General features: G+C 65.5%; 17 protein-coding genes. 16 read left to right on the forward strand and 1 reads right to left on the reverse strand.

The features are described from left to right. The first annotated feature begins 38 nt into the window (after positions 1-38). The 13 genes from WS46_RS19910 to WS46_RS19970 all read left to right on the forward strand — a co-directional run bounded on the left by WS46_RS19910 (position 39) and on the right by WS46_RS19970 (position 12,946). Positions 39-818: a ParA family protein gene (locus WS46_RS19910; protein ID WP_044845234.1), complete on the forward strand. Its 780-nt coding sequence runs from the start codon at positions 39-41 to the stop codon at positions 816-818. 31 nt (positions 819-849) lie between these two features. Beyond that, complete coding sequence (locus WS46_RS19915) at positions 850-1,743, forward strand: ParB/RepB/Spo0J family partition protein (protein ID WP_059531410.1); 894 nt, start codon at positions 850-852, stop codon at positions 1,741-1,743. A gap of 13 nt (positions 1,744-1,756) precedes the next feature. Then, positions 1,757-2,887, forward strand: a complete 1,131-nt coding sequence (locus WS46_RS19920) for an SLC13 family permease (RefSeq protein WP_059691500.1) — start codon at positions 1,757-1,759, stop codon at positions 2,885-2,887. Positions 2,888-3,460: 573 nt separating this feature from the next. Continuing rightward, positions 3,461-3,988 (forward strand): ATP synthase subunit I, encoded by a 528-nt coding sequence (locus WS46_RS19925; RefSeq protein ID WP_059531211.1) that lies wholly within the window; start codon positions 3,461-3,463, stop codon positions 3,986-3,988. A gap of 110 nt (positions 3,989-4,098) precedes the next feature. Continuing rightward, positions 4,099-4,950 (forward strand): F0F1 ATP synthase subunit A, encoded by an 852-nt coding sequence (gene atpB / locus WS46_RS19930; protein ID WP_059531209.1) that lies wholly within the window; start codon positions 4,099-4,101, stop codon positions 4,948-4,950. Between the two features lie 75 nt (positions 4,951-5,025). Continuing rightward, positions 5,026-5,295: a F0F1 ATP synthase subunit C gene (atpE, locus tag WS46_RS19935; protein WP_006482730.1), complete on the forward strand. Its 270-nt coding sequence runs from the start codon at positions 5,026-5,028 to the stop codon at positions 5,293-5,295. Between the two features lie 129 nt (positions 5,296-5,424). Continuing rightward, positions 5,425-5,895 (forward strand): F0F1 ATP synthase subunit B, encoded by a 471-nt coding sequence (locus tag WS46_RS19940; protein ID WP_006477283.1) that lies wholly within the window; start codon positions 5,425-5,427, stop codon positions 5,893-5,895. Between the two features lie 2 nt (positions 5,896-5,897). Beyond that, positions 5,898-6,437, forward strand: a complete 540-nt coding sequence (locus WS46_RS19945) for a F0F1 ATP synthase subunit delta (RefSeq protein ID WP_014895498.1) — start codon at positions 5,898-5,900, stop codon at positions 6,435-6,437. A gap of 44 nt (positions 6,438-6,481) precedes the next feature. Further along, on the forward strand, positions 6,482-8,023 hold the full coding sequence (gene atpA, locus WS46_RS19950; RefSeq protein ID WP_014895499.1) for a F0F1 ATP synthase subunit alpha: 1,542 nt from the start codon (positions 6,482-6,484) through the stop codon (positions 8,021-8,023). Positions 8,024-8,092: 69 nt separating this feature from the next. Continuing rightward, positions 8,093-8,968, forward strand: coding sequence for a F0F1 ATP synthase subunit gamma (gene atpG, locus WS46_RS19955; protein ID WP_034188170.1), 876 nt, complete (start codon positions 8,093-8,095; stop codon positions 8,966-8,968). A 66-nt stretch (positions 8,969-9,034) separates the two neighbouring features. Next, positions 9,035-10,429, forward strand: a complete 1,395-nt coding sequence (atpD, locus tag WS46_RS19960) for a F0F1 ATP synthase subunit beta (protein ID WP_059531206.1) — start codon at positions 9,035-9,037, stop codon at positions 10,427-10,429. Between the two features lie 104 nt (positions 10,430-10,533). Beyond that, complete coding sequence (locus WS46_RS19965; protein ID WP_006477288.1) at positions 10,534-10,959, forward strand: F0F1 ATP synthase subunit epsilon; 426 nt, start codon at positions 10,534-10,536, stop codon at positions 10,957-10,959. Positions 10,960-11,218: 259 nt separating this feature from the next. After that, on the forward strand, positions 11,219-12,946 hold the full coding sequence (locus WS46_RS19970) for an AMP-binding protein (protein WP_059691501.1): 1,728 nt from the start codon (positions 11,219-11,221) through the stop codon (positions 12,944-12,946). A 702-nt stretch (positions 12,947-13,648) separates the two neighbouring features. Here the strand turns inward: WS46_RS19970 and WS46_RS19975 are convergent. After that, the gene (locus tag WS46_RS19975) at positions 13,649-14,458 is read right to left on the reverse strand and encodes a transporter substrate-binding domain-containing protein (protein ID WP_059691502.1); all 810 of its coding nucleotides are present in this window, start codon (positions 14,456-14,458) and stop codon (positions 13,649-13,651) included. A gap of 149 nt (positions 14,459-14,607) precedes the next feature. Between WS46_RS19975 and hemE the strand changes: the two genes are divergently transcribed. From hemE to putA, 3 genes are all read left to right on the forward strand, one after another. Then, on the forward strand, positions 14,608-15,702 hold the full coding sequence (gene hemE, locus WS46_RS19980; RefSeq protein WP_306453761.1) for a uroporphyrinogen decarboxylase: 1,095 nt from the start codon (positions 14,608-14,610) through the stop codon (positions 15,700-15,702). A gap of 448 nt (positions 15,703-16,150) precedes the next feature. Then, on the forward strand, positions 16,151-18,412 hold the full coding sequence (locus WS46_RS19985) for a primosomal protein N' (protein ID WP_059691504.1): 2,262 nt from the start codon (positions 16,151-16,153) through the stop codon (positions 18,410-18,412). A 384-nt stretch (positions 18,413-18,796) separates the two neighbouring features. Beyond that, positions 18,797-22,729 carry a trifunctional transcriptional regulator/proline dehydrogenase/L-glutamate gamma-semialdehyde dehydrogenase gene (putA, locus tag WS46_RS19990; RefSeq protein WP_059691505.1) on the forward strand — a complete coding sequence of 1,311 codons (3,933 nt, stop codon included), beginning with the start codon at positions 18,797-18,799 and terminating at the stop codon, positions 22,727-22,729. The last annotated feature ends 17 nt before the right edge of the window (positions 22,730-22,746 follow it).

Genomic DNA, 22,746 nt, shown 5'->3' on the forward strand with positions numbered 1-22,746 from the left:
CGCGCCGTTTGTTTGAAGGTAAAGGGAACACACCAACGATGGCAAAGATCTTCTGCGTTGCGAACCAGAAGGGGGGCGTCGGCAAGACGACGACATCGGTCAATCTCGCCGCAAGCCTTGCAGCGCAGGAGCAACGAGTCCTGCTGATCGATCTCGACCCGCAGGGCAACGCGACGATGGGCAGCGGGATCGACAAGGCCGCCTGCGAGTCGACCGTGTACGAAGTGCTGGTCGACGGCGTCTCGGTGACGGACGCGCGCGTGCGTCCGGAAGGTGTCACGTACGACGTGCTGCCGGCCAACCGTGAACTGTCCGGTGCGGAGATCGAGCTGATCAGCATCGATAACCGCGAGCGACGGTTGAAGGCCGCGCTCGAACACGTGGCCGACGATTACGACTTCGTGTTGATCGATTGCCCGCCGACGCTGTCGCTGCTGACGCTGAACGGACTGTGCGCGGCGCATGGCGTCGTGATCCCGATGCAGTGCGAATACTTCGCGCTGGAGGGGCTGTCGGATCTCGTCAATACGATCAAGCAGGTTCACGCGAACATGAACCGCGACCTGAAGATCATCGGCTTGCTGCGCGTGATGTTCGATCCGCGCATCACGCTGCAGCAGCAAGTTTCCGATCAACTGAAAGCGCACTTCGGCGACAAGGTGTTCGACGCGGTGATTCCGCGCAACGTGCGCTTGGCGGAAGCGCCGAGTTACGGGTTGCCGGGCGTCGTATTCGACCGTAACTCGCGCGGTGCGCAGGCGTATCTCCAGTTCGGTGCCGAGATGATCGATCGCGTGCGCGCGTTCGAGGTGTCGTGATCCGGACATGAGCGAAGCGAGGAAGAAAGACATGAACGCGGTACCAAAGAAGAAGGGCTTGGGACGTGGCCTCGAAGCGCTGCTCGGCGGCAGTGCAGACATCACCGAAGCGGTGAAGATCGAAGGGGCGCCGAACACGCTCGCGCTCGGCAAGCTGCAGGCGGGCAAGTACCAGCCGCGGACGCGGATGGACGAAGGCAGCCTGCAGGAGCTGGCGGCCAGCATTCGCGCGCAAGGCGTGATGCAGCCGATCCTGGTACGACCTATTTCATCTGACAAATACGAAATCATCGCGGGCGAGCGGCGTTTCCGCGCGGCACGCCTGGCCGGCCTCGACGAAGTGCCGGTGCTCGTGAAGGACGTGTCCGATCAGGCTGCCGCCGCGATGGCACTGATCGAGAACATCCAGCGCGAGGATCTGAATCCGCTGGAAGAGGCGCACGGTATCCAGCGCCTGCTCGATGAGTTCGGTTTCACGCACGAACAGGCGGCCGAATCGGTCGGCCGCTCGCGCAGCGCGGTATCGAACCTGCTGCGCCTGCTGAACCTCGCGGCGCCGGTGCAGACGATGTTGCTGGCCGGCGACCTCGACATGGGCCATGCGCGTGCGCTGCTTGCGGTCGATGCCGCCACGCAGATCACGCTCGCGCACCAGGTGGTCAACAAGCGCATGTCGGTGCGCGAGACCGAGAAGCTGGTCGCCCATACGACGAAGGAAGCGCCGGCGGTGAAGGCGCGCGCGAAGGACGATGGCGGCCGCGACACGCGTCGTCTCGAGGAGGAGTTGTCCGACCTGCTCGCGTCGACGGTGAAGATCAAGCTCGGCCGCCGCGGGCGAGGGCAGGTGATGATCGACTTCGGCAACCTCGACGCGCTCGAGGGCATTCTTGCGCGTCTGCGCGGCAACGTCGCGACCGAAGAATAACGAGGCACGATCGATGGAAAACACGGGCGCGCCGGCGCCGCGCCGGTGGCTTGGCTGGCTTTTGCAGGAACCCGTACTGACGGTGCTGGCGCTTGCGCTGATTGTTCTGCAGTGGTTGCGTCCGCAACCAGTTGGCGAACTGGTCGGTCTCGTCGACTGGCAGACCGTCGCGACGCTCGCGGGTCTGCTGATGCTGACCAAGGCGCTCGAGCTGTCCGGGTGCCTGATGTGGCTCGCGCATCGCATCGTGCATCACGTGCATTCCGAGCGCGGGCTCGCGATGCTGCTCGTCGTGTTCGCGGCGGCGCTCGCGATGTGGCTCACCAACGATGTCGCGTTGTTCGTCGTCGTGCCGCTGATGGTATCGCTGCGCACGTTGACGCCGCTGCCGTTCCGGCGGCTCGTGATCGTGGTCGCGCTGGCCGTCAACGCGGGGTCCGTCGCGACCCCGCTCGGCAATCCCCAGAACCTTTTCCTGTGGCAATTGAGCGGCGTGTCGTTCGGCCGCTTCGTCGTCACGCTCGGGCCGCTTGCACTGGCGTTGATGGTGCTGCTGCTCGTGTTGACGGCGTGCGCGTTTCGCGCGAAGCCGCTCGACCTGTCGGGAGACGTCCAGGCCGTTTCCGTGCAGCGCATGCATGCGTTGCTTGCGGCGGTGCTGTTCGGTGCGTTCGTGCTGCTCGCCGATGCGCACAATCCCGTGCCGGGCCTGATCGGCGTCGTGATCGCGCTGCTGGTGGCGAGACGTGACGCAGTCCTGAGGATCGACTGGCTGCTGCTGCTGATCTTCGTGCTGATGTTCGTTGTGCTGCGTAGCGCGGCCGCGCTGCCGGTCGTCCACGATGCGATCGCGCGAACCCATCTCGATTCGCCGCTGCGTGTGTTCGCGGCGGGCGCGGTGGTGTCACAGGGAATCAGCAACGTGCCGGCGGCGATCCTGCTGTCGGAATTCACGCGCGACTGGCGGGCGCTCGCGTTCGGCGTATCGGTCGGTGGCTTCGGTTTCGCGATCGGTTCGCTCGCGAACCTGATCGCGGTGCGTCTCGCGAAGGAGCCGCGCATGTGGCTGCCGTTTCACCTCGTGTCGATTCCGTTCGCGCTCGTGAGCGCGGCGCTGGGTGCGTGGTTGCTCGTTCACGGCTGAGTGATGCGGATCAGTGCGGCGCACGCGTGCCGCAAGCCTGGCGGGGAGGGCGCACAGCGTTCCTTGTCGTTGGAAGGCCGGGCCTGTTGATAAGTGTTGCGCCACCACAGTCGTTCGACTGTGGTGGCGCAACAACTGATTGCGGGCATCGGCGCGCTCGGTTCGAGCGTATTTCGCGCATCGCGCTCGACGCGGTGGCCACAGTGGTTCCTCTATTGCCCATCGCCGCGTCGGATCGTTTCCCGTGTTCGCGTCACAGCAGAATTCCTGCTGCGATCGCGCCGCGCCGGTGGCGCCCGCACTGCACGTCGCCGTCACGTCACTTCGTTGCGTCCGCATTTTTTTGGGCGAGAAATGCCGGTGCGAAAAACCGACCTTACAACTGTCATCGTACGTCATCGACGCGCGCGTTTTTCACATGATGAGGCGTCGTTTTACGCTGGTTTTTGTCGCGTCTAAAGCCTTGAATCACCTGCAACTATCGCTTACAATCGCCCGGATTTGTTAGCTAGGCACCCCTGAAAGCTTTCGGAAAGCTTGGGGCCGGGTTCAAGGATTTTGCGGAAGATTGCGATGGCGGGTCAGGCGCCGAACGACAGGCACGATGATCACCGAGCGCAACGCACCGCTTCAGCGGCCGGCGAGCGGCGCGAGTCCGATGACGACGACTGGGATGCCGAGCTGCAAGATAACAACATCGTTCCGCTCACGCGGACGGAAGCCGAGAGGCTGTTCGGTCCGAACGTGAGCAAGCCGTCGCGCGTGACCCCCTACAAGGTGGTGATCGCGCAGGTGGTCTTGTCCCTGGTTGCAACGCTGGCGTGGTGGCTGTTTTCAAAGTCGCCGGGCGCCGCTGCGCAATCCGCGTTTCTGGGCGGGGCGATCGGCTGGGTGCCAAGCGCGTTGTTCGTGGCACGACTGAAGGCAGGTGGTTCGGCCACCGTGATGAGCTGGGTGATGGGCGAAGCCCTGAAGCTCGGCGTGACGATCGGGATGTTCGCCGCAGTGGCGTACGGCTATGCCGGCGTGCACTGGCCGGCGCTCCTCGTCACCTACCTCGTCGTGCTGAAGACGTACTGGATCGCGCTGGCCTGGCGGTAAGCAACAAGCAGCGTGCGGTTTCGACAACGAACCGCACCGGCCCGTTCCCGCAATAGCGTATTGCGGAACGGGGCAAAACGATTTTCGACAATTTGGGTGGCATTAACGATATGGCAGCTAGCGAAGGCACGCGCGGTCCGGATCCGTCCGAGTACATTGCGCACCACTTGCAGAATTTCTCCACCTCGCATCAGACGTCGATTTTCGACATCCACGTCTGGAACCTCGACACGCTGTTCTGGTCGATCGTGTGCGGCATCGTGACGATCGTCCTGCTGCGTCTGGCCGCCCGCAAGGCGACCTCGGGCGTGCCGGGCCGTTTCCAGTGTGCGATCGAGATGCTCGTCGAAATGGTCGAGGATCAATCGAAGGCCATCGTCCACGGCAACCGCACCTTCATCGCTCCGCTCGCCCTCACGGTGTTCGTGTGGGTCGCGCTGATGAACTCCCTCGACTTCCTCCCCGTCGACCTGCCGGGCCGCGTCATCGGCCTGCTCGGTCTGTCGGACGTGATTTCCCACCATCGCATCGTCCCGACCGCCGACCTGAACGGCACGCTCGGCATCGCGCTCGGCGTGTTCGTCCTGATGATCTACTACAGCATCAAGATCAAGGGCGCGGGCGGCTTTGTGCATGAGCTGCTGTCGGCCCCGTTCGGCGCCCACCCGCTGCTGTGGATCCCGAACCTCGCGCTGAACATCGTCGAATATCTCGCAAAGACCGTTTCCCTCGGCATGCGGCTGTTCGGCAACATGTACGCGGGTGAGCTGTTGTTCCTGTTGATCGCCCTGCTCGGCAGCATGTGGAGCTTCGGTGGCGACGCAACGTTCCTCGGCTTCATTGGTCACGTGATCGCGGGTAGCGTCTGGGCAATCTTCCACATCCTGATTGTTCTGTTGCAGGCATTCATTTTCATGATGCTGACGCTGGTGTATCTCGGCCAGGCGCACGACAAGCACTAAGCGCGGCGTGCAAAAAAGAGTTTCCGTTTTAGTTTTTTAAATCTCAGTTCCAAGTCTTTTCACAAAGGAGTGATCATGCAAGCTTACATCGCCAACATCCAGGGTCTGACCGCCATCGGTATCGGCATCATCATCGGCCTGGGTGCAATCGGCGCCTGTATCGGTATCGCGCTGATGGGTGGCAAGTACATCGAAGCCTGCGCACGTCAGCCGGAACTCATCAACCCGCTGCAAACGAAGATGTTCCTGCTGGCCGGCCTGATCGACGCTGCATTCCTGATCGGCGTTGGTGTCGCAATGCTGTTCGCGTTCGCGAACCCGCTCCTGTCGAAGCTCGCAGGCTAAGGTTCCTCGGAAATATGCGCCCGGCGTAAGCCGGCGCAGGGCGGAACGGAGACTTGGGGCGCTGATCGAATGCAACTCGATGAGCGCCTTACCGTTTCATTTTTCCGGAATAGCAGATAAGGAAACACCGTGAATCTCAACGCAACTCTGTTTGCGCAAATGGTCGTGTTCCTGGTCCTCGCGTGGTTCACGATGAAGTTCGTGTGGCCGCCGTTGATCAACGCCCTCGACGAACGTTCGAAGAAGATCGCCGACGGCCTCGCCGCCGCGGAGAAGGGCAAGGCGGAACTCGACGCAGCGCACAAGCGCGTGGACCAGGAACTCGCGCAGGCCCGCAACGACGGCCAGCAGCGCATCGCCGACGCTGAAAAGCGTGCCCAGGCGGTCGCCGAGGAAATCAAGGCCAACGCCCAGGCTGAAGCCGCCCGCATCGTCGCCCAGGCGAAAGCGGAAGCAGAACAGCAAATCGTGAAGGCGCGCGAAGCGCTGCGTGGCGAAGTCGCCGCGCTGGCCGTGAAGGGCGCCGAGCAGATCCTGAAGCGCGAAGTCGATCAAACGGCCCACGCCCAACTGCTGAATCAACTGAAAGCCGAGCTCTGATCATGGCCGAACTTGCAACCATCGCCCGCCCTTACGCAGAAGCGCTGTTCCGCGTGGCCGAGGGAGGTGACATCGCCGCCTGGTCCACGCTCGTGCAAGAGCTGGCCCAGGTTGCGCGTCTGCCGGAAGTGCTGTCGGTCGCGTCGAGCCCGAAGGTGACGCGCACGCAAGTGGCCGAGCTGCTGCTTGCTGCGGTGAAGTCGCCGGTCGCGGCTGGCGCCGAAGCGAAGAACTTCGTGCAGATGCTGGTCGACAATCATCGCATCGCGCTGCTGCCGGAAATCGCCGAGCAGTTCGAGGCGCTCAAGAACGAACGCGAAGGTGCAGCCGACGCCGAGATCGTGAGCGCGTTCCCGCTGAACGGCGCGGATCTCGAAAGCCTCGTCTCTGGCCTCGAACGCAAGTTCAAGCGCAAGCTGAAGCCGACGGTCGAAGTCGATTCGTCGCTGATCGGCGGCGTGCGCGTGACGGTCGGCGACGAAGTGCTCGACACCTCGGTTCGCGCGCGCCTCGCATCGATGCAGGCTGCCTTGACCGCCTGAGCGCCACGCCGGCACGCAACAGAATTGACTATCAGGAGCGAATAATGCAACTCAATCCCTCTGAGATCAGCGAGCTGATCAAGAGCCGGATCCAGGGCCTTGAAGCGAGCGCAGACGTTCGCAACCAGGGCACCGTGATCTCCGTGACCGACGGTATCGTGCGCATCCACGGCCTGTCGGACGTGATGCAGGGCGAAATGCTCGAGTTTCCGGGCAACACGTTCGGCCTCGCGCTGAACCTCGAGCGCGACTCGGTCGGCGCGGTGATTCTCGGCGAATACGAACACATCTCGGAAGGCGACATCGTCAAGACGACGGGCCGCATTCTGGAAGTCCCGGTCGGTCCGGAACTCGTCGGCCGCGTGGTCGACGCGCTCGGCAACCCGATCGACGGCAAGGGCCCGGTCAACGCGAAGCTGACCGACGCGATCGAAAAGATCGCCCCGGGCGTGATCTGGCGTAAGTCGGTGTCGCAGCCGGTGCAGACGGGCATCAAGTCGATCGACGCGATGGTGCCGATCGGCCGTGGCCAGCGTGAGCTGATCATCGGCGACCGTCAGTGCGGCAAGACCGCGGTGGCGCTCGACGCGATCATCAACCAGAAGGGCAAGGACCTGATCTGTATCTACGTCGCGATCGGCCAGAAGGCTTCGTCGATCATGAACGTGGTTCGCAAGCTCGAAGAAACGGGCGCGATGGAATACACGATCGTCGTCGCCGCTTCGGCTTCGGATTCGGCAGCGATGCAGTACCTCGCACCGTACGCCGGCTGCACGATGGGCGAATACTTCCGCGATCGCGGCCAGGACGCGCTGATCATCTATGACGACTTGACCAAGCAAGCATGGGCATACCGTCAGATCTCGCTGCTGCTGCGCCGCCCGCCGGGCCGTGAAGCATATCCGGGTGACGTGTTCTATCTGCACTCGCGTCTGCTCGAGCGTGCTGCTCGCGTGTCGGAAGAGTACGTCGAGAAGTTCACGAACGGCGAAGTGAAGGGCAAGAGCGGCTCGCTGACGGCACTGCCGGTCATCGAAACGCAGGCTGGCGACGTGACCGCGTTCGTTCCGACGAACGTGATCTCGATTACCGACGGCCAGATCTTCCTGGAAACCGACCTGTTCAACGCAGGCATCCGCCCGGCAATCAACGCCGGCGTGTCGGTGTCGCGAGTCGGTGGCGCCGCTCAGACGAAGGTCGTGAAGAAGCTGTCGGGCGGTATCCGTACCGACCTCGCGCAGTACCGTGAACTGGCCGCATTCGCGCAGTTCGCATCGGACCTCGACGAAGCGACCCGCAAGCAGCTCGAGCGCGGCCGCCGCGTGACGGAACTGCTGAAGCAGCCGCAGTACCAGCCGCTGCAGGTGTGGGAACTGGCCGTGTCGCTGTACGCCGCGAACAACGGCTACCTCGACGATCTCGACGTCAAGCAAGTGCTGTCGTTCGAGAAGGGCCTGCGCGACAACCTGAAGACCAGCCACGCTGACCTCATCAAGCGCATCGAAGACACCAAGGATCTCTCGAAGGACGACGAAGGCGCACTGCGCTCGGCGATCGAATCCTTCAAGAAGTCCGGTGCCTATTGATCCGCGAGTGACACACTGAGGCCGCGCGGGTGCTGATGCGCCCGCGCCGCTTCGGTCAAGGAGCAAGCTATGGCTGGAATGAAGGAAATTCGCGGCAAGATCAAGAGCGTGCAGAACACGCGCAAGATCACGAAGGCGATGGAGATGGTGGCCGCATCGAAGATGCGTCGCGCGCAGGAACGCATGCGCGCCGCTCGTCCGTATGCAGACAAGGTCCGTGCCATCGCCGCGCACATGAGCCGCGCGAACCCGGAGTACCGCCACCCGTTCATGGTGGCAAACGACGGCGCGAAGACGGCCGGCATCATCCTCGTCACGACGGACAAGGGTCTTTGCGGCGGTCTGAACACCAACGTGCTGCGTGCGACGGTGCAGAAGTTCAAGGAGCTGGAAGAGAAGGGCCAGAAGGTCGAAGCCACCGCGATCGGCGGCAAGGGCCTCGGGTTCCTGAACCGCTTCGGCGCGAAGGTGATGTCGCAGGTCGTGCACCTCGGCGACACCCCGCATCTGGACAAGCTGATCGGCGCCGTGAAGACGCAGCTCGATCTGTACTCGGAAGGCAAGCTGTCGGCGGTTTATATCGCTTACACGCGCTTCGTCAACACGATGAAGCAGGAAGCCGTGATCGAGCAGCTGCTGCCGCTGTCGTCGGAACACTTCGAAGCCGATGACGGTACGCCGGCCACGTCGTGGGACTACATCTACGAGCCGGACGCGCAGGCAGTCGTCGACGAACTGCTCGTGCGTTACGTCGAGGCGCTGGTGTACCAGGCCGTCGCGGAGAACATGGCGTCCGAGCAATCGGCGCGGATGGTCGCGATGAAGGCCGCGTCCGACAACGCGAAGACGGTGATCAGCGAACTGCAGCTCGTGTACAACAAGAGCCGCCAGGCCGCGATTACGAAAGAACTGTCGGAGATCGTCGGCGGCGCAGCCGCTGTTTAAGCGCGCGCCCGGGACGACAACTGCGCCTTTGCGCGAGTAAAGAATCAGGTATTTAAAGGAAAAGCGATGAGTACTGCTGCTTTGGTAGAAGGCAAGATCGTACAGTGCATCGGCGCCGTTATCGACGTGGAATTCCCGCGCGACAGCATGCCGAAGATCTACGACGCGCTCATTCTCGATGGCTCGGAACTGACGCTCGAAGTCCAGCAGCAGCTGGGCGACGGCGTGGTCCGTACCATTTGTCTGGGTGCATCCGACGGCCTGCGCCGCGGCCTGACCGTGAAGAACACGAGCAAGCCGATTTCGGTGCCGGTCGGCAAGCCGACCCTCGGTCGTATCATGGACGTGCTCGGCCGTCCGATCGACGAAGCCGGCCCGATCGAAAGCGAACACACGCGTTCGATCCACCAGAAGGCTCCGGCGTTCGACGAACTGTCGCCGTCGACCGAACTGCTCGAAACGGGTATCAAGGTCATCGACCTGATCTGCCCGTTCGCGAAGGGCGGCAAGGTTGGCTTGTTCGGCGGTGCTGGCGTGGGCAAGACCGTCAACATGATGGAGCTCATCAACAACATCGCGAAGGAACACGGCGGTTACTCCGTGTTCGCGGGCGTGGGCGAGCGTACCCGTGAAGGGAACGACTTCTACCACGAAATGAAGGACTCGAACGTTCTCGACAAGGTCGCGCTGGTGTACGGCCAGATGAACGAGCCGCCGGGCAACCGTCTGCGCGTCGCGCTGACCGGCCTGACGATGGCCGAGCACTTCCGTGACGAAGGCCTCGACGTGCTGTTCTTCGTCGACAACATCTACCGTTTCACGCTGGCCGGTACCGAAGTGTCGGCACTGCTCGGCCGTATGCCGTCGGCAGTGGGCTATCAGCCGACGCTGGCTGAAGAAATGGGCAAGCTGCAGGAACGCATCACGTCGACCAAGAAGGGCTCGATTACGTCGGTTCAGGCCGTGTACGTCCCTGCGGACGACTTGACCGACCCGTCGCCGGCAACCACCTTCGGCCACCTGGACGCAACCGTCGTTCTGTCGCGTGACATCGCTTCGCTGGGTATCTACCCGGCGGTCGACCCGCTCGACTCGACGTCGCGCCAGATCGACCCGAACGTGATCGGTGAAGAGCACTACTCGATCACCCGTCGCGTTCAGCAGACGCTGCAGCGCTACAAGGAACTGCGCGACATCATCGCGATTCTGGGCATGGACGAACTGTCGCCGGAAGACAAGCTGTCGGTCGCGCGCGCTCGTAAGATCCAGCGTTTCCTGTCGCAGCCGTTCCACGTCGCTGAAGTGTTCACGGGCTCGCCGGGCAAGTACGTGCCGCTGAAGGAAACGATCCGTGGCTTCAAGATGATCGTCGACGGCGAGTGCGACCACCTGCCGGAACAGGCGTTCTACATGGTCGGCACGATCGACGAAGCCTTCGAAAAGGCCAAGAAGATCCAGTAAAGGTCGGGTGTAACGCAGCGGGCGCCCGTGCGTTCGTGAAGGATGTCTCGACGGCATCTTTTCACGGGCGGGCGCCCACGTAATACGCTCAACCAGGAGTCGATATGGCAACCATCAAAGTAGACGTCGTCAGCGCGGAAGAGCAGATCTTCTCGGGCGAGGCGAAATTCGTCGCGCTGCCGGGCGAAACGGGTGAGCTGGGTATTCTGCCGGGTCACACGCCGCTGATCACGCGGATTCGTCCGGGTGCGGTGCGCATCGAAGTCGAGGGCGGCAACGACGAATTCGTGTTCGTCGCGGGCGGCATTCTCGAAGTGCAGCCGGGCGCCGTGACGGTGCTCGCCGATACCGCGATCCGCGGCAAGGACCTCGACGCGGCGAAAGCCGAGGAAGCGCGCAAGCGTGCCGAGGAAACGCTGCAGAACGCGAAGTCGGACCTCGACCTCGCAAAGGCGCAATCCGAGCTCGCGACCGCGATGGCGCAGCTCGAAGCGATCCAGCGTCTGGCGAAGATTCGCAGCCGGCACTGAGCCGCGCGCGCGTATCCCGCGAAAGAAAGCAGCCTTCGGGCTGCTTTTTTTTCGTCCGTCGTTTTCGTCTGTTTTTTTGCGGGCCGCATCGTATCGTCCGGTCGTGCTATTTCATCCGCCCGCCGCGATTTGATGTCAGAGTGGCGTCAGCAGAGCGCGGCATCATCCGGGCAGAGGCAGTCCGCCGCGATCGCGGCGGAGCAGGCGCGCGCGTCAGCCGCGTGCCGGGCCGATCAGACAAAAACGGACGGAGACATCGATGGCAGCAGACCTTGGCAAGGGGGCGCTGATCGCGCCCGAAAACGGACTGTCGTACGTGCGCGGCGCGACCGACGTGCCGCTATCCGACGCGACGATCAGCCGGTTCCTGCTCGACACGGCGGGCCGCTTTCCCGATCGCCCGGCCGTCGTGTTCCGCGAACAGCAGGTGCGCTGGACCTGGCGCGCGTTCGCGCACGAGGTCGACGTGCTCGCGGCGGGCCTCGCCGCGCTCGGGATCGTGAAGGGCGATTGCGTCGGCATCTGGTCGCCGAACCGCAGCGAATGGCTGCTCACGCAGTTCGCGACCGCGCGCATCGGCGCGGTCCTCGTCAACATCAACCCGGCCTACCGGCTCGCGGAACTCGAATACGCGCTGAACAAGGTCGGCTGCAAGGCCGTGATCGCGGCCGAGCGCTTCAAGACATCGGCGTACGTCGAGATGCTGCAGACCATCGCGCCGGAACTCGCGAGCGCGACGCCGGGCGACCTGCATGCGGCGCGCGTGCCGAGCCTGCGCACGGTCGTGTCGATGGGCGAGGCCGCGCCGGCCGGCATGTTCCGCTTCGCGGACGTGATGGCGCGCGGCCGCGACACGCTCGACGTCGCGCGGCTCGACGCGATCGGCGCGACGCTCGCGGCCACCGATCCGATCAACATCCAGTTCACCAGCGGCACGACCGGCAGCCCGAAGGGCGCGACGCTCACGCACCGCAACGTCGTCAACAACGCGCGCTCGATCGCGATGGCGATGCGCTTCACCGAGCAGGATTCGCTCTGCATCCCGGTGCCGCTGTATCACTGCTTCGGGATGGTGCTGGCCGTGCTCGCGTGCGTGTCGAAGGGCGCGGCAATGGTGTTTCCCGGCGAGGCGTTCGATCCGGTCGCGACGCTCGCGGCCGTCGCCGACGAGCGCTGTACCGCGCTGCACGGCGTGCCGACGATGTTCATCGCGGAGCTCGATCATCCGGACTTCGCGAAGTTCGACCTGTCGACGCTGCGCACCGGGATCATGGCCGGCTCGCCGTGCCCGATCGAGACGATGAAGCGCGTCGTGTCGCAGATGCATTTGTCCGAAATCACGATCGCGTACGGGATGACGGAGACGAGCCCCGTGTCGTTCCAGAGCTCGACAGACGACCCGCTCGAAAAGCGCACGACGACGGTCGGCCGCATCCAGCCGCACCTGGAGGTGAAGATCGTCGACCCGAACGGTGAGATCGTGCCGGTCGGCGCGACCGGCGAGCTGTGCACGAAGGGCTATTCGGTGATGCTCGGCTACTGGGACGACGACGCGAAGACACGCGAGGTGCTGGTCGACGGCTGGATGCATACGGGCGACCTCGCGACGCTCGACGCCGACGGCTATTGCAACATCGTCGGCCGGCTGAAGGACATGGTGATTCGCGGCGGCGAGAACGTGTATCCGCGCGAGATCGAGGAATTCCTGTTCAGGCATCCGAAGATTCAGAGCGCGCAGGTGTTCGGCGTGCCCGACGCGAAATACGGCGAGGAGCTGTGCGCGTGGATCGTGCTGCGCGCGGACGAGCAGATGACCGAGGACGACGTGCGCGCATTCTGCAGCGGCCAGATCGCGCACTACAAGATTCCGCGCTACATCCGCTTCGTCGACGAGCTGCCGATGACGGTGACGGGCAAGGTGCAGAAGTTCGTGATGCGCGAACGGATGATCGACGAACTGAAGCTCGACGTGCAGAAGACCGCTTGAAACGACCGAGCGGCCCGGCGGCGGGACAAACGCGGCGGCCTGCGGGCCGTTGCGTTTTCGATGGACGAAAAAAAGCGGGCTTATTAGCCCGCTAAAAACCACACGCTACGGGGTTAGCGCGAGGAGACCAAAGATGAAACCGAGTCCGGCGGGGGCCGGAAACGACTCCAACAGGGATGCCCCTCGGAAGGGCTTCGGTACGTGACCGACTGGCTCGCAGCGCTTCGCGTCCGCTCACACTTGGCACACGAGACCGCATCCGTGTTGAAACCGTTGAGGCCATTGTGGGCGAATTAATGACCCCTCGCGGTAACAAAGTGTTTCAGGTTGTAACGCCCGCCAGATAAGGCTTTCCGGGATTTTTTGCTGTTTTCGGGGTCCTGAAAAAGGTCATATTTACCCATCTTTTCCGCAGAGTTTTCATCGGGTGCGCGTAATGCGTTTTTCATGCGTATCGAAGTCGCTGAATTGCCGATTTACACGCTGGAATGCGCATCGCGCGGCAGATACCGCATCTGACGAATCATTCGTCGGAAAGATTTTGAAACGTGATTGGGGCACGCGATAGTCGGCCATTCGGCCGGTTTTCGCGATTTCACGCCGGCCGGGCGCCACGCCGATGTGTAACGGCGGTGCGCCCGGCCGGCGGCAATGACGGCGGCCCTGCCGGTCATCGGCCGCTTGTTGGGCGAGCGCTCGTGCTCACTTCAGCCACTTGTCGGAGATCGCCTGGTATTCGCCGGATGACAGCACCAGGTGCAGCCACTGGTCGACGTACTGCTGGAACACGACGTCGCCGCGCGGCACCATGTACGCCTTTTCGCCGAACTGGAACGGCTTGTCCGGATGCACGGAGCACAGGCCCGGATTCAGCTTCTGCTGCAGCAGCGTCTCGGATGCATCCGTCACCATGACGTCCGCCTTGCCCGCGAGGATCTGCTTGAAGATCGTCACGTTGTCCGGATAGACGCTCAGGTTCGCATGCGTGAAGAACTGCTTCGCGAAGCGCTCGTTGGTGCCGCCCGGGTTCACGATCACGCGGGTCTCGGGCCGGTCGATCTGCGCGACGGTCTGGTACTTGTCGGCGTCCGCGCAGCGCACGATCGGCGTCTTGCCGTCGACCACGTACGGCTGCGTGAAGAACACGCGCTTCTGGCGCTCGAGTGTCGTCGACACGCCGCCCACCGCGATATCGCACTTCGCGACGAAGTCGTTGGTGAGGTTCGACCAGCTCGTCTTCACGAAGTCGGCCTTCACGCCGAGCGATTTCGCGAGCGACTCGGCCATCTCGATGTCGATGCCCTCGAAACGGCCGTCCGTCCGGTGGTACGAATACGGCTTGTAGTCGCCCGTCGTGCACACGCGCAGCGTGCCGCGTGCGACCACGTCGTCGAGCCGCGAGCCGACGGCTGCGGCGGTCGGGGCCGCCGTCGCGGTCGTACCCTGCGCGTGCGCGGCGGCGCAGCAAAGCATCGCAGCGGTGAGCGTGGCCAGCGTGGCGAATGTCTTCATCGGTCTCCTCCTTCGTTCGGTTCGATATCAGCGTCCGATCATAGCGGAGCCATCGCGCGCGTCATATGGCCGCCATCGCATCGGCATACGCGGCCGTGCGGCCGCGCTCCGGTAAAATGCCGCTTTGCCTTCGCATCGTCGCTCCTACCGTGGCCCATACCCTGCTCAACGACACCTTCCTGCGTGCGCTTCTGCGCGAGCCGACCGACTACACGCCGATCTGGCTGATGCGTCAGGCCGGCCGCTATCTGCCCGAATACAACGCGACGCGCGCGCGCGCCGGCAGCTTCCTCGGCCTCGCGAAGAATCCCGACTACGCGACCGAAGTGACGCTGCAGCCGCTCGAGCGCTTCCCGCTCGATGCCGCGATCCTGTTCTCGGACATCCTGACGATCCCCGACGCGATGGGTCTCGGCCTCGACTTCCAGGTCGGCGAAGGGCCGAAGTTCGCGCATCCGGTGCGCACCGAGGCCGACGTCGCGAAGCTCGCGGTGCCGGACATCGAGGAGACGCTCGGCTACGTGACGGGCGCCGTGCGCGAGATCCGCCGCGCGCTGACCGACGGCCAGGGCCGCCAGTGCGTGCCGCTGATCGGCTTCTCGGGCAGCCCGTGGACGCTCGCGTGCTACATGGTCGAAGGCGGCGGGTCGGACGATTTCCGCACCGTGAAGTCGATGGCGTATTCGCGCCCCGACCTGATGCACCGGATCCTCGACGTGAACGCGCAGGCCGTGGCCGCTTACCTGAACGCGCAGATCGAAGCCGGCGCGCAGGCCGTGATGATTTTCGATACGTGGGGCGGCGCGCTGGCGGACGGCGCATACCAGCGCTTCTCGCTGGACTACATCCGTCGCGTGGTCGCGCAGCTGAAGCGTGAGCACGACGGCGAGCGCGTGCCTGTGATCACGTTCACGAAGGGCGGCGGGCTGTGGCTCGAGGAAATCGCGGCGACCGGCGTCGACGCGGTCGGCCTCGACTGGACCGTCAATCTCGGCGCCGCGCGCGAACGCGTCGCCGGGCGCGTCGCGCTGCAGGGCAACCTCGACCCGACGATCCTGTTTGCGCCGCCGGCCGTGGTGCGCGAGCAGGCGCGCGCGGTGCTCGACAGCTACGGCAATCATCCGGGTCACGTATTCAACCTCGGCCACGGCATTTCGCAGTTCACGTCGCCCGACCACGTCGCCGAACTCGTCGACGAAGTGCACACCCACAGCCGCAAGATCCGTAGCGGAGCCGCGGGCTGAGCGCAAGTGGTGTCATGCTGCACTGCGGGGTGACGGCGTTTCGCTGTCGGCGCTAAACAGGGCGCAACCCCGCACCGGTTGCCGATTCAAGGCTTGTCAAGACTTGACTTATACACATTTTCCACGTTGCAGCGCGGTAGAGCTCTGTATCGGTCGAATTGTCTCGCTATGGTTTCGTAATTTGAATAGCAGCCTTATGGAATAAGGCTCCGCGGGGCGCGGTCGAGGGCGGCCGAAAACAGCGGAAAGCACGGCCCCGCGCGCTTCGCGGCTGTTGAACGGCGAGTTCTCAACAAAGTTATCCACAGGCTGGTCAGGGTATACGGCGATTCCTAATGCGAATCCAAAACTTAGCGCCGAATCTGAAGTTTTACTTTAAGTTCGCCACCGTGGCGCGGGCCCGGGTGCAAGCCGTCGGTGCGCCTCGCGCTGTCGCCGGAGCGCGGTGATGGACGGCACTTACCTCAGGGTCGCCCTCGACCATCCGCTCGCCACCCTGTTCGACTACCGCTGCGACGTCCAGCCGGCGCCCGAGCCCGGCACCCTGGTGCAGGTGCCGTTCGGCAAGCGGCAGGTTGTCGGTCTCGTCTGCGAAGTGACGACTCACACCGACGTGCCGCCGTCCCGGTTGCGGGCGATCGACGCGATTTGTACCGAGCTGCCGCCGCTCGCGCCGGATTGGCTCGCGCTGGTGTCGTTCGCGGCCGATTATTACCAGCGCGGTCGCGGCGAAGTTGCGCTGCCGGCGTTGCCGCAGGCGCTGCGCGACGCGGAGCGCTGGGGCCGGCTGCTGGCGCCCGAGGTGCGCTACCGGCTGACCGAAGCCGGCCGGGCGGCGCTTCCCGACGCACTGCCGGCGCGCGGGGCCGCGCTGCGGCGGCTCGCGCAGGCGCTCGCCGACACCGATTCGATGACGTTGCCCGATGCGCGTGCGTTGCATCCGAAGGCCGCCGCCACACTCGACGACTGGGCGGCGCGCGGCTGGGTCGCCGTCGAGGAAATCGGCTGGGCCGACGCGCCTGTGCCCAAAGCTGTGGATAACCTGTCGACAACCAGTGGACGAACTGTGCCGCCGGCGCTCACCGACCAGCAGGCGGAGGCGCTCGACGCGATCCGCGCGGCGCAGGGTTTCGCGCCGTTCCTGCTGCATGGCGTGACCGGGAGCGGCAAGACCGAGGTCTATCTGCATGCGCTCGCCGCGCTGCTCGATGCGCGGCCCGACGCGCAGGCGCTCGTGCTCGTGCCCGAAATCAACCTGACGCCGCAATTCGAGGCCGCGTTTCGCGCACGCTTCGCGGGCACGCTCGCCGACGACGCGATCGTCACGCTGCACAGCGGGCTCGCGGAGGGCGAGCGGGCGCGCAATTGGCTCGCCGCACACACGGGCCGCGCGCGGATCGTGCTCGGCACGCGGCTCGCGGTGCTCGCGTCGCTGCCGACGCTCGCACTGATCGTCGTCGACGAGGAGCACGAACCCGCGTACAAGCAGCAGGAAGGGCTGCGCTATTCGGCGCGCGATCTTGCCGTGTGGCGCGCGAAGCATCTTGGCATTCCGGTCGTGCTCGGTTCGGCGACGCCGTCGCTCGAGAGCTGGTGGCAAGCCGATCAGGGCCGCTACACGCGACTCACGCTGTCGCGCCGCGCGGTGGCCGACGCGACGCTGCCGACCGTGCGGCTGATCGATCTCGAAGAGGAGCGGCGGCGCGGGCGCGCGTCGATGGGCGGGCTGTCGGGGCCGCTCGTCGCGGCGTTGAAGGCGCGGCTCGAACGCGGCGAACAGAGCCTCGTGTTCCTGAACCGGCGCGGTTACGCGCCGCAGCTCGCGTGCGACGCATGCGGCTGGGTCGCCGGTTGCCCGCGCTGCAGCGCCTACGTCGTGCTGCACAAGCCCGAACATGCACTGCGCTGCCATCACTGCGGCTGGGAAGCGCGCATTCCGCGGTCGTGCCCGGAATGCGGGAACGTCGATATCGCGCCGCTCGGGCGCGGCACGCAGCGCATCGAGGAGGCGCTCGCCGAGGCCGTGCCGGGCGCACGGATACTGCGCATCGACGCGGACAGCACGCGACGCAAGGGCAGTGCGCAGGCGCTGTTCTCGGACGTGCACGCCGGTGAAGTCGACATCCTGGTCGGCACGCAGATGATCGCGAAGGGGCACGACTTCCAGCGCGTATCGCTCGTCGGCGTGCTCAATGCCGACACCGCGCTGTTCTCGCACGACTTCCGCGCGAGCGAGCGGCTGTTCGCGCAGTTGATGCAGGTGAGCGGCCGCGCGGGGCGCGCCGGGCTGCCGGGCGAGGTGCTCGTGCAGACGCGCTATCCGCGTCACGCGCTGTATCACGCGCTCGGCCGGCAGGATTACGTCGGCTTCGCGAATTCGACGCTCGGCGAGCGCCGCGACGCGCACCTGCCGCCGTTCGTCTACCAGGCGCTGCTGCGCGCCGAAGGGCGCACGCTCGACGCGGCGCTCGCGTTCCTGCTGCAGGCCGCGGCCGCGTTGCCGGGGCTGCCGGGCGCCGATCGCGTGACCGTCTACGACGCGGTGCCGATGACGATCGTCAAGGTCGCGAACGTCCACCGCGCGCAGTTGCTGCTCGAAAGCGCGTCGCGGGCGGCACTGCAGCATGCGCTGCGCGCATGGCAGCCGGAACTGCGCGCGCTGAAGGGCGTGCTGCGGTGGAGCGTCGAGGTCGATCCGCTCGATATCTGAGCGGTGCGCGCGCGGCCGCCGTGCCGCATGCCGATATCGAGCCGGCCGGATCCACCGACCCACCGACCCGCGCGATCCTCCTCCCGGCCCGTCCCACACCCGCCTGCATTACCCGCCGCCAAGCACAGTGCAACCCGCTTTTCCCCTTGGTGGTGCACGCCGCGGGTTGCCCACGTGCGCCAACTTGACCCGATCAGGGAAAACACCGATCCGCCGACCACGGGCAACCCCTAGGTTGCAACCTCATAAGTGGCTGATTATATTGAATAACTTGTGGGTGCAACCAATCCATCAATTCGGTTGCACCTTTTTATTGCGTGCCGTAGGATTTCGCGCATCCTCTCACACCACATTGCCGGGCTCGCACCGGCGCACGAACCCACCATGGCAAGCACGACTCTCGGCGTCAAAGTCGACGACCTTCTCCGCTCGCGCCTGAAAGACGCGGCAGCGCGTCTCGAGCGCACTCCCCACTGGCTGATCAAGCAGGCGATCTTCGCGTATCTCGAGCGGATCGAGCACGGCCAGCTGCCGCCCGAACTGTCGGGCAGCAGCGGCGTGACGGAGCTTGCCGACGGCCAGGCGGTGGACGGCGACGACGACAACTCGCCGCATCCGTTCCTCGAGTTCGCCCAGAACGTGCAGCCGCAATCGGTGCTGCGCGCGGCGATCACGGCCGCGTATCGCCGCCCCGAGCCGGAATGCGTGCCGTTCCTGCTGGGCCAGGCGCGCCTGCCCGCGAACCTGCAGGCCGACGTGCAGACGCTCGCGACGCAGCTCGTCGAGGCGCTGCGCGAGAAGAGCTCGGGCGGCGGCGTCGAGGGGCTGATCCACGAGTTCTCGCTGTCGAGCCAGGAAGGCGTCGCGCTGATGTGTCTCGCCGAAGCGCTGCTGCGCATTCCCGATCGCGCGACCCGCGATGCGCTGATCCGCGACAAGATCAGCAAGGGCGACTGGCGCTCGCACGTCGGCCACGCGCCGTCGCTGTTCGTGAACGCGGCGACCTGGGGCCTGATGATCACCGGCAAGCTCGTGACGACCAACAGCGAAGCGGGCCTGTCGTCGGCGCTCACGCGCCTGATCGGCCGCGGCGGCGAGCCGCTGATCCGCAAGGGCGTCGACATGGCGATGCGCCTGATGGGCGAGCAGTTCGTCACCGGCGAGACGATTTCCGAAGCGCTCGCGAACAGCCGCAAGTACGAAGCGCGCGGCTTCCGCTACTCGTACGACATGCTCGGCGAAGCGGCGACGACCGAAGAGGACGCGCAACGCTACTACGCATCGTACGAGCAGGCGATCCACGCGATCGGCAAGGCGGCCGGCGGCCGCGGCATCTACGAAGGCCCGGGCATCTCGATCAAGCTGTCGGCGCTGCACGCGCGCTACTCGCGCTCGCAGCAGGACCGCACGATGAGCGAGCTGCTGCCGCGCGTGCGCGCGCTCGCGCTGCTGGCGCGCCGCTACGACATCGGCCTGAACATCGACGCTGAAGAAGCCGACCGTCTCGAGCTGTCGCTCGACCTGCTGGAAGCGCTGTGCTTCGACCCGGAACTCGCGGGCTGGAACGGCATCGGCTTCGTCGTGCAGGGCTATCAGAAGCGCTGCCCGTTCGTGATCGACTACCTGATCGACCTCGCGCGCCGCAGCCGTCACCGCCTGATGATCCGTCTGGTGAAGGGCGCGTACTGGGATACCGAAATCAAGCGTGCGCAGGTCGACGGCCTCGAAGGCTATCCGGTCTACACGCGCAAGATCTACACGGACGTGTCGTACCTCGCGTGCGCGAAGAAGCTGCTCGCGGCGCCCGACGCCGTCTACCCGCAGTTCGCGACGCACAACGCGTACACGCTGGCCGCGATCTATCACCTGGCCGGCCAGAACTATTACCCCGGCCAGTACGAATTCCAGTGCCTGCACGGGATGGGCGAGCCGCTGTACGAGGAAGTCACGGGCCGCGACAAGCTGAACCGTCCGTGCCGCGTGTACGCACCGGTCGGCACGCATGAAACGCTGCTCGCGTACCTCGTGCGCCGCCTGCTGGAGAACGGCGCGAACACGTCGTTCGTGAACCGCATCGCGGATAAAACCGTGTCGGTGAAGGAACTGGTCGCCGATCCGGTCGACGAGGCATCGAAGGTCGTGCCGCTCGGCGCGCCGCACGCGAAGATCCCGCTGCCGCGCAACCTGTACGGCGACGAGCGTCCCAACTCGATGGGCCTCGACCTGTCGAACGAACATCGTCTCGCGTCGCTGTCGTCCGCGCTGCTCGCGAGCGCGCACCATCCATGGCGCGCGGCGCCGATGCTCGCCGACGACGCGCTCGCCGACGCCCCGGCGCGCGACGTGCGCAACCCGGCCGATCAGCGCGACCTGGTCGGCACCGTCAGCGAAGCGACGGCCGAACACGTGAGCGCGGCGCTCGCGCATGCCGTGGCGGCCGCGCCGATCTGGCAGGCGACGCCGGTCGATGCGCGCGCCGACTGCCTGGTGCGCGCGGCCGACCTGCTCGAAGCGCAGATGCACACGCTGATGGGCCTGATCGTGCGCGAAGCCGGCAAGTCGCTGCCGAACGCGATCGCCGAAATTCGCGAAGCCGTCGACTTCCTGCGCTACTACGCGGCGCAGATCCGCGACGAATTCTCGAACGACACGCACCGTCCGCTCGGCCCCGTGGTCTGTATCAGCCCGTGGAACTTCCCGCTCGCGATCTTCATGGGCCAGGTGGCCGCCGCGCTTGCGGCCGGCAACACGGTGCTCGCGAAGCCGGCCGAACAGACGCCGCTGATCGCCGCCCAGGCCGTGCGCCTGCTGCGCGAGGCCGGCGTGCCGGCCGGCGCGGTGCAGCTGCTGCCGGGCACCGGCGAGACCGTCGGCGCGGCGCTGGTCGCCGATCCGCGCACGCGCGCGGTGATGTTCACCGGCTCGACCGAAGTCGCGCGCCTGATCAACAAGACGCTGTCCGCGCGCCTCGACCCGGACGGCAAGCCGATTCCGCTGATCGCGGAAACGGGCGGCCAGAACGCGATGATCGTCGACTCGTCGGCGCTCGCGGAGCAGGTCGTCGCGGACGTGATGCAGTCGTCGTTCGACTCGGCCGGTCAACGGTGTTCGGCGCTGCGCGTTCTGTGTCTGCAGGACGACGTCGCGGACCGCACGTTGACGATGCTCAAGGGCGCGATGCACGAGCTGGCGCTCGGCAACCCGGACCGTCTGTCGACCGACGTCGGCCCGGTGATCGACGCCGAAGCGAAGCAGACGATCGACACGCACGTCGCGGCGATGAAGGAGAAGGGCCACGCGGTCACGCAGCTGCCGTCGCCGGAAGCCTGCGCGCACGGCACGTTCGTGCCGCCGACGCTGATCGAGATCGGCAGCATCGACGAATTGAAGCGTGAAGTGTTCGGCCCGGTGCTGCACGTCGTGCGCTATCGCCGCAGCCAGCTCGACAAGCTGCTCGAGCAGATCCGCGCGACGGGTTACGGCCTGACGCTCGGCATCCACACGCGGATCGACGAGACCATCGCGCACGTGATCTCGAACGCGCACGTCGGCAACATCTACGTGAACCGCAACGTGATCGGCGCGGTGGTCGGCGTGCAGCCGTTCGGCGGCGAAGGGCTGTCGGGCACGGGCCCGAAGGCCGGCGGCGCGCTGTACCTGCAGCGCCTGCTCGCGACGCGTCCGTCGGGCCTGCCGCGTTCGCTCGCGCAGACGCTGATCGCGGATGGCGCGGTTGACGGCGAACAGCGCAGCAACCCGGCGGCGGCGCTCACCGCGCTGCGCGACTGGCTGATCGAGCAGCGCGAGCCGGCGCTGGCCGCACGTTGCGACGGCTATCTCGCGCAGGTGCCGGCCGGTGCGACCGCGGTGCTGACCGGGCCGACGGGCGAGCGAAACACGTATACACTCGGCCCGCGCGGCACGGTGCTGTGTGTCGCGGCCACGCCGGGCGGCGCGCGCGCGCAGTTCGCGGCGGTGCTGGCGACGGGCAACCGCGCGCTGTTCGTCGGCGCGGCGGGCGAGGCGCTGGTCGCCGCGCTGCCGGCTGCGCTGAAGGCGCATGCGGCCGTGCGCAAGCAGGCCGACGCGCCGTTCGACGCGGTGCTGTTCGAAGGCGACAGCGACGAACTGCAGACGCTCGTGAAGGACGTCGCGCAGCGGGCGGGCCCGATCGTGTCGGTGCAGGGCGTGTCGGCGGGCGCGTTCGAGAACGGCGACGCGGAAGACTACGCGCTCGAGCGCCTGCTGACCGAGCGCTCGGTGAGCGTGAACACGGCCGCGGCGGGCGGCAATGCGAATTTGATGACGATCGGCTGACCATCCTTGCCGTTCGG

Source organism: Burkholderia sp. RF4-BP95 (assembly GCF_001521985.1).
GTDB lineage: Bacteria > Pseudomonadota > Gammaproteobacteria > Burkholderiales > Burkholderiaceae > Burkholderia > Burkholderia diffusa.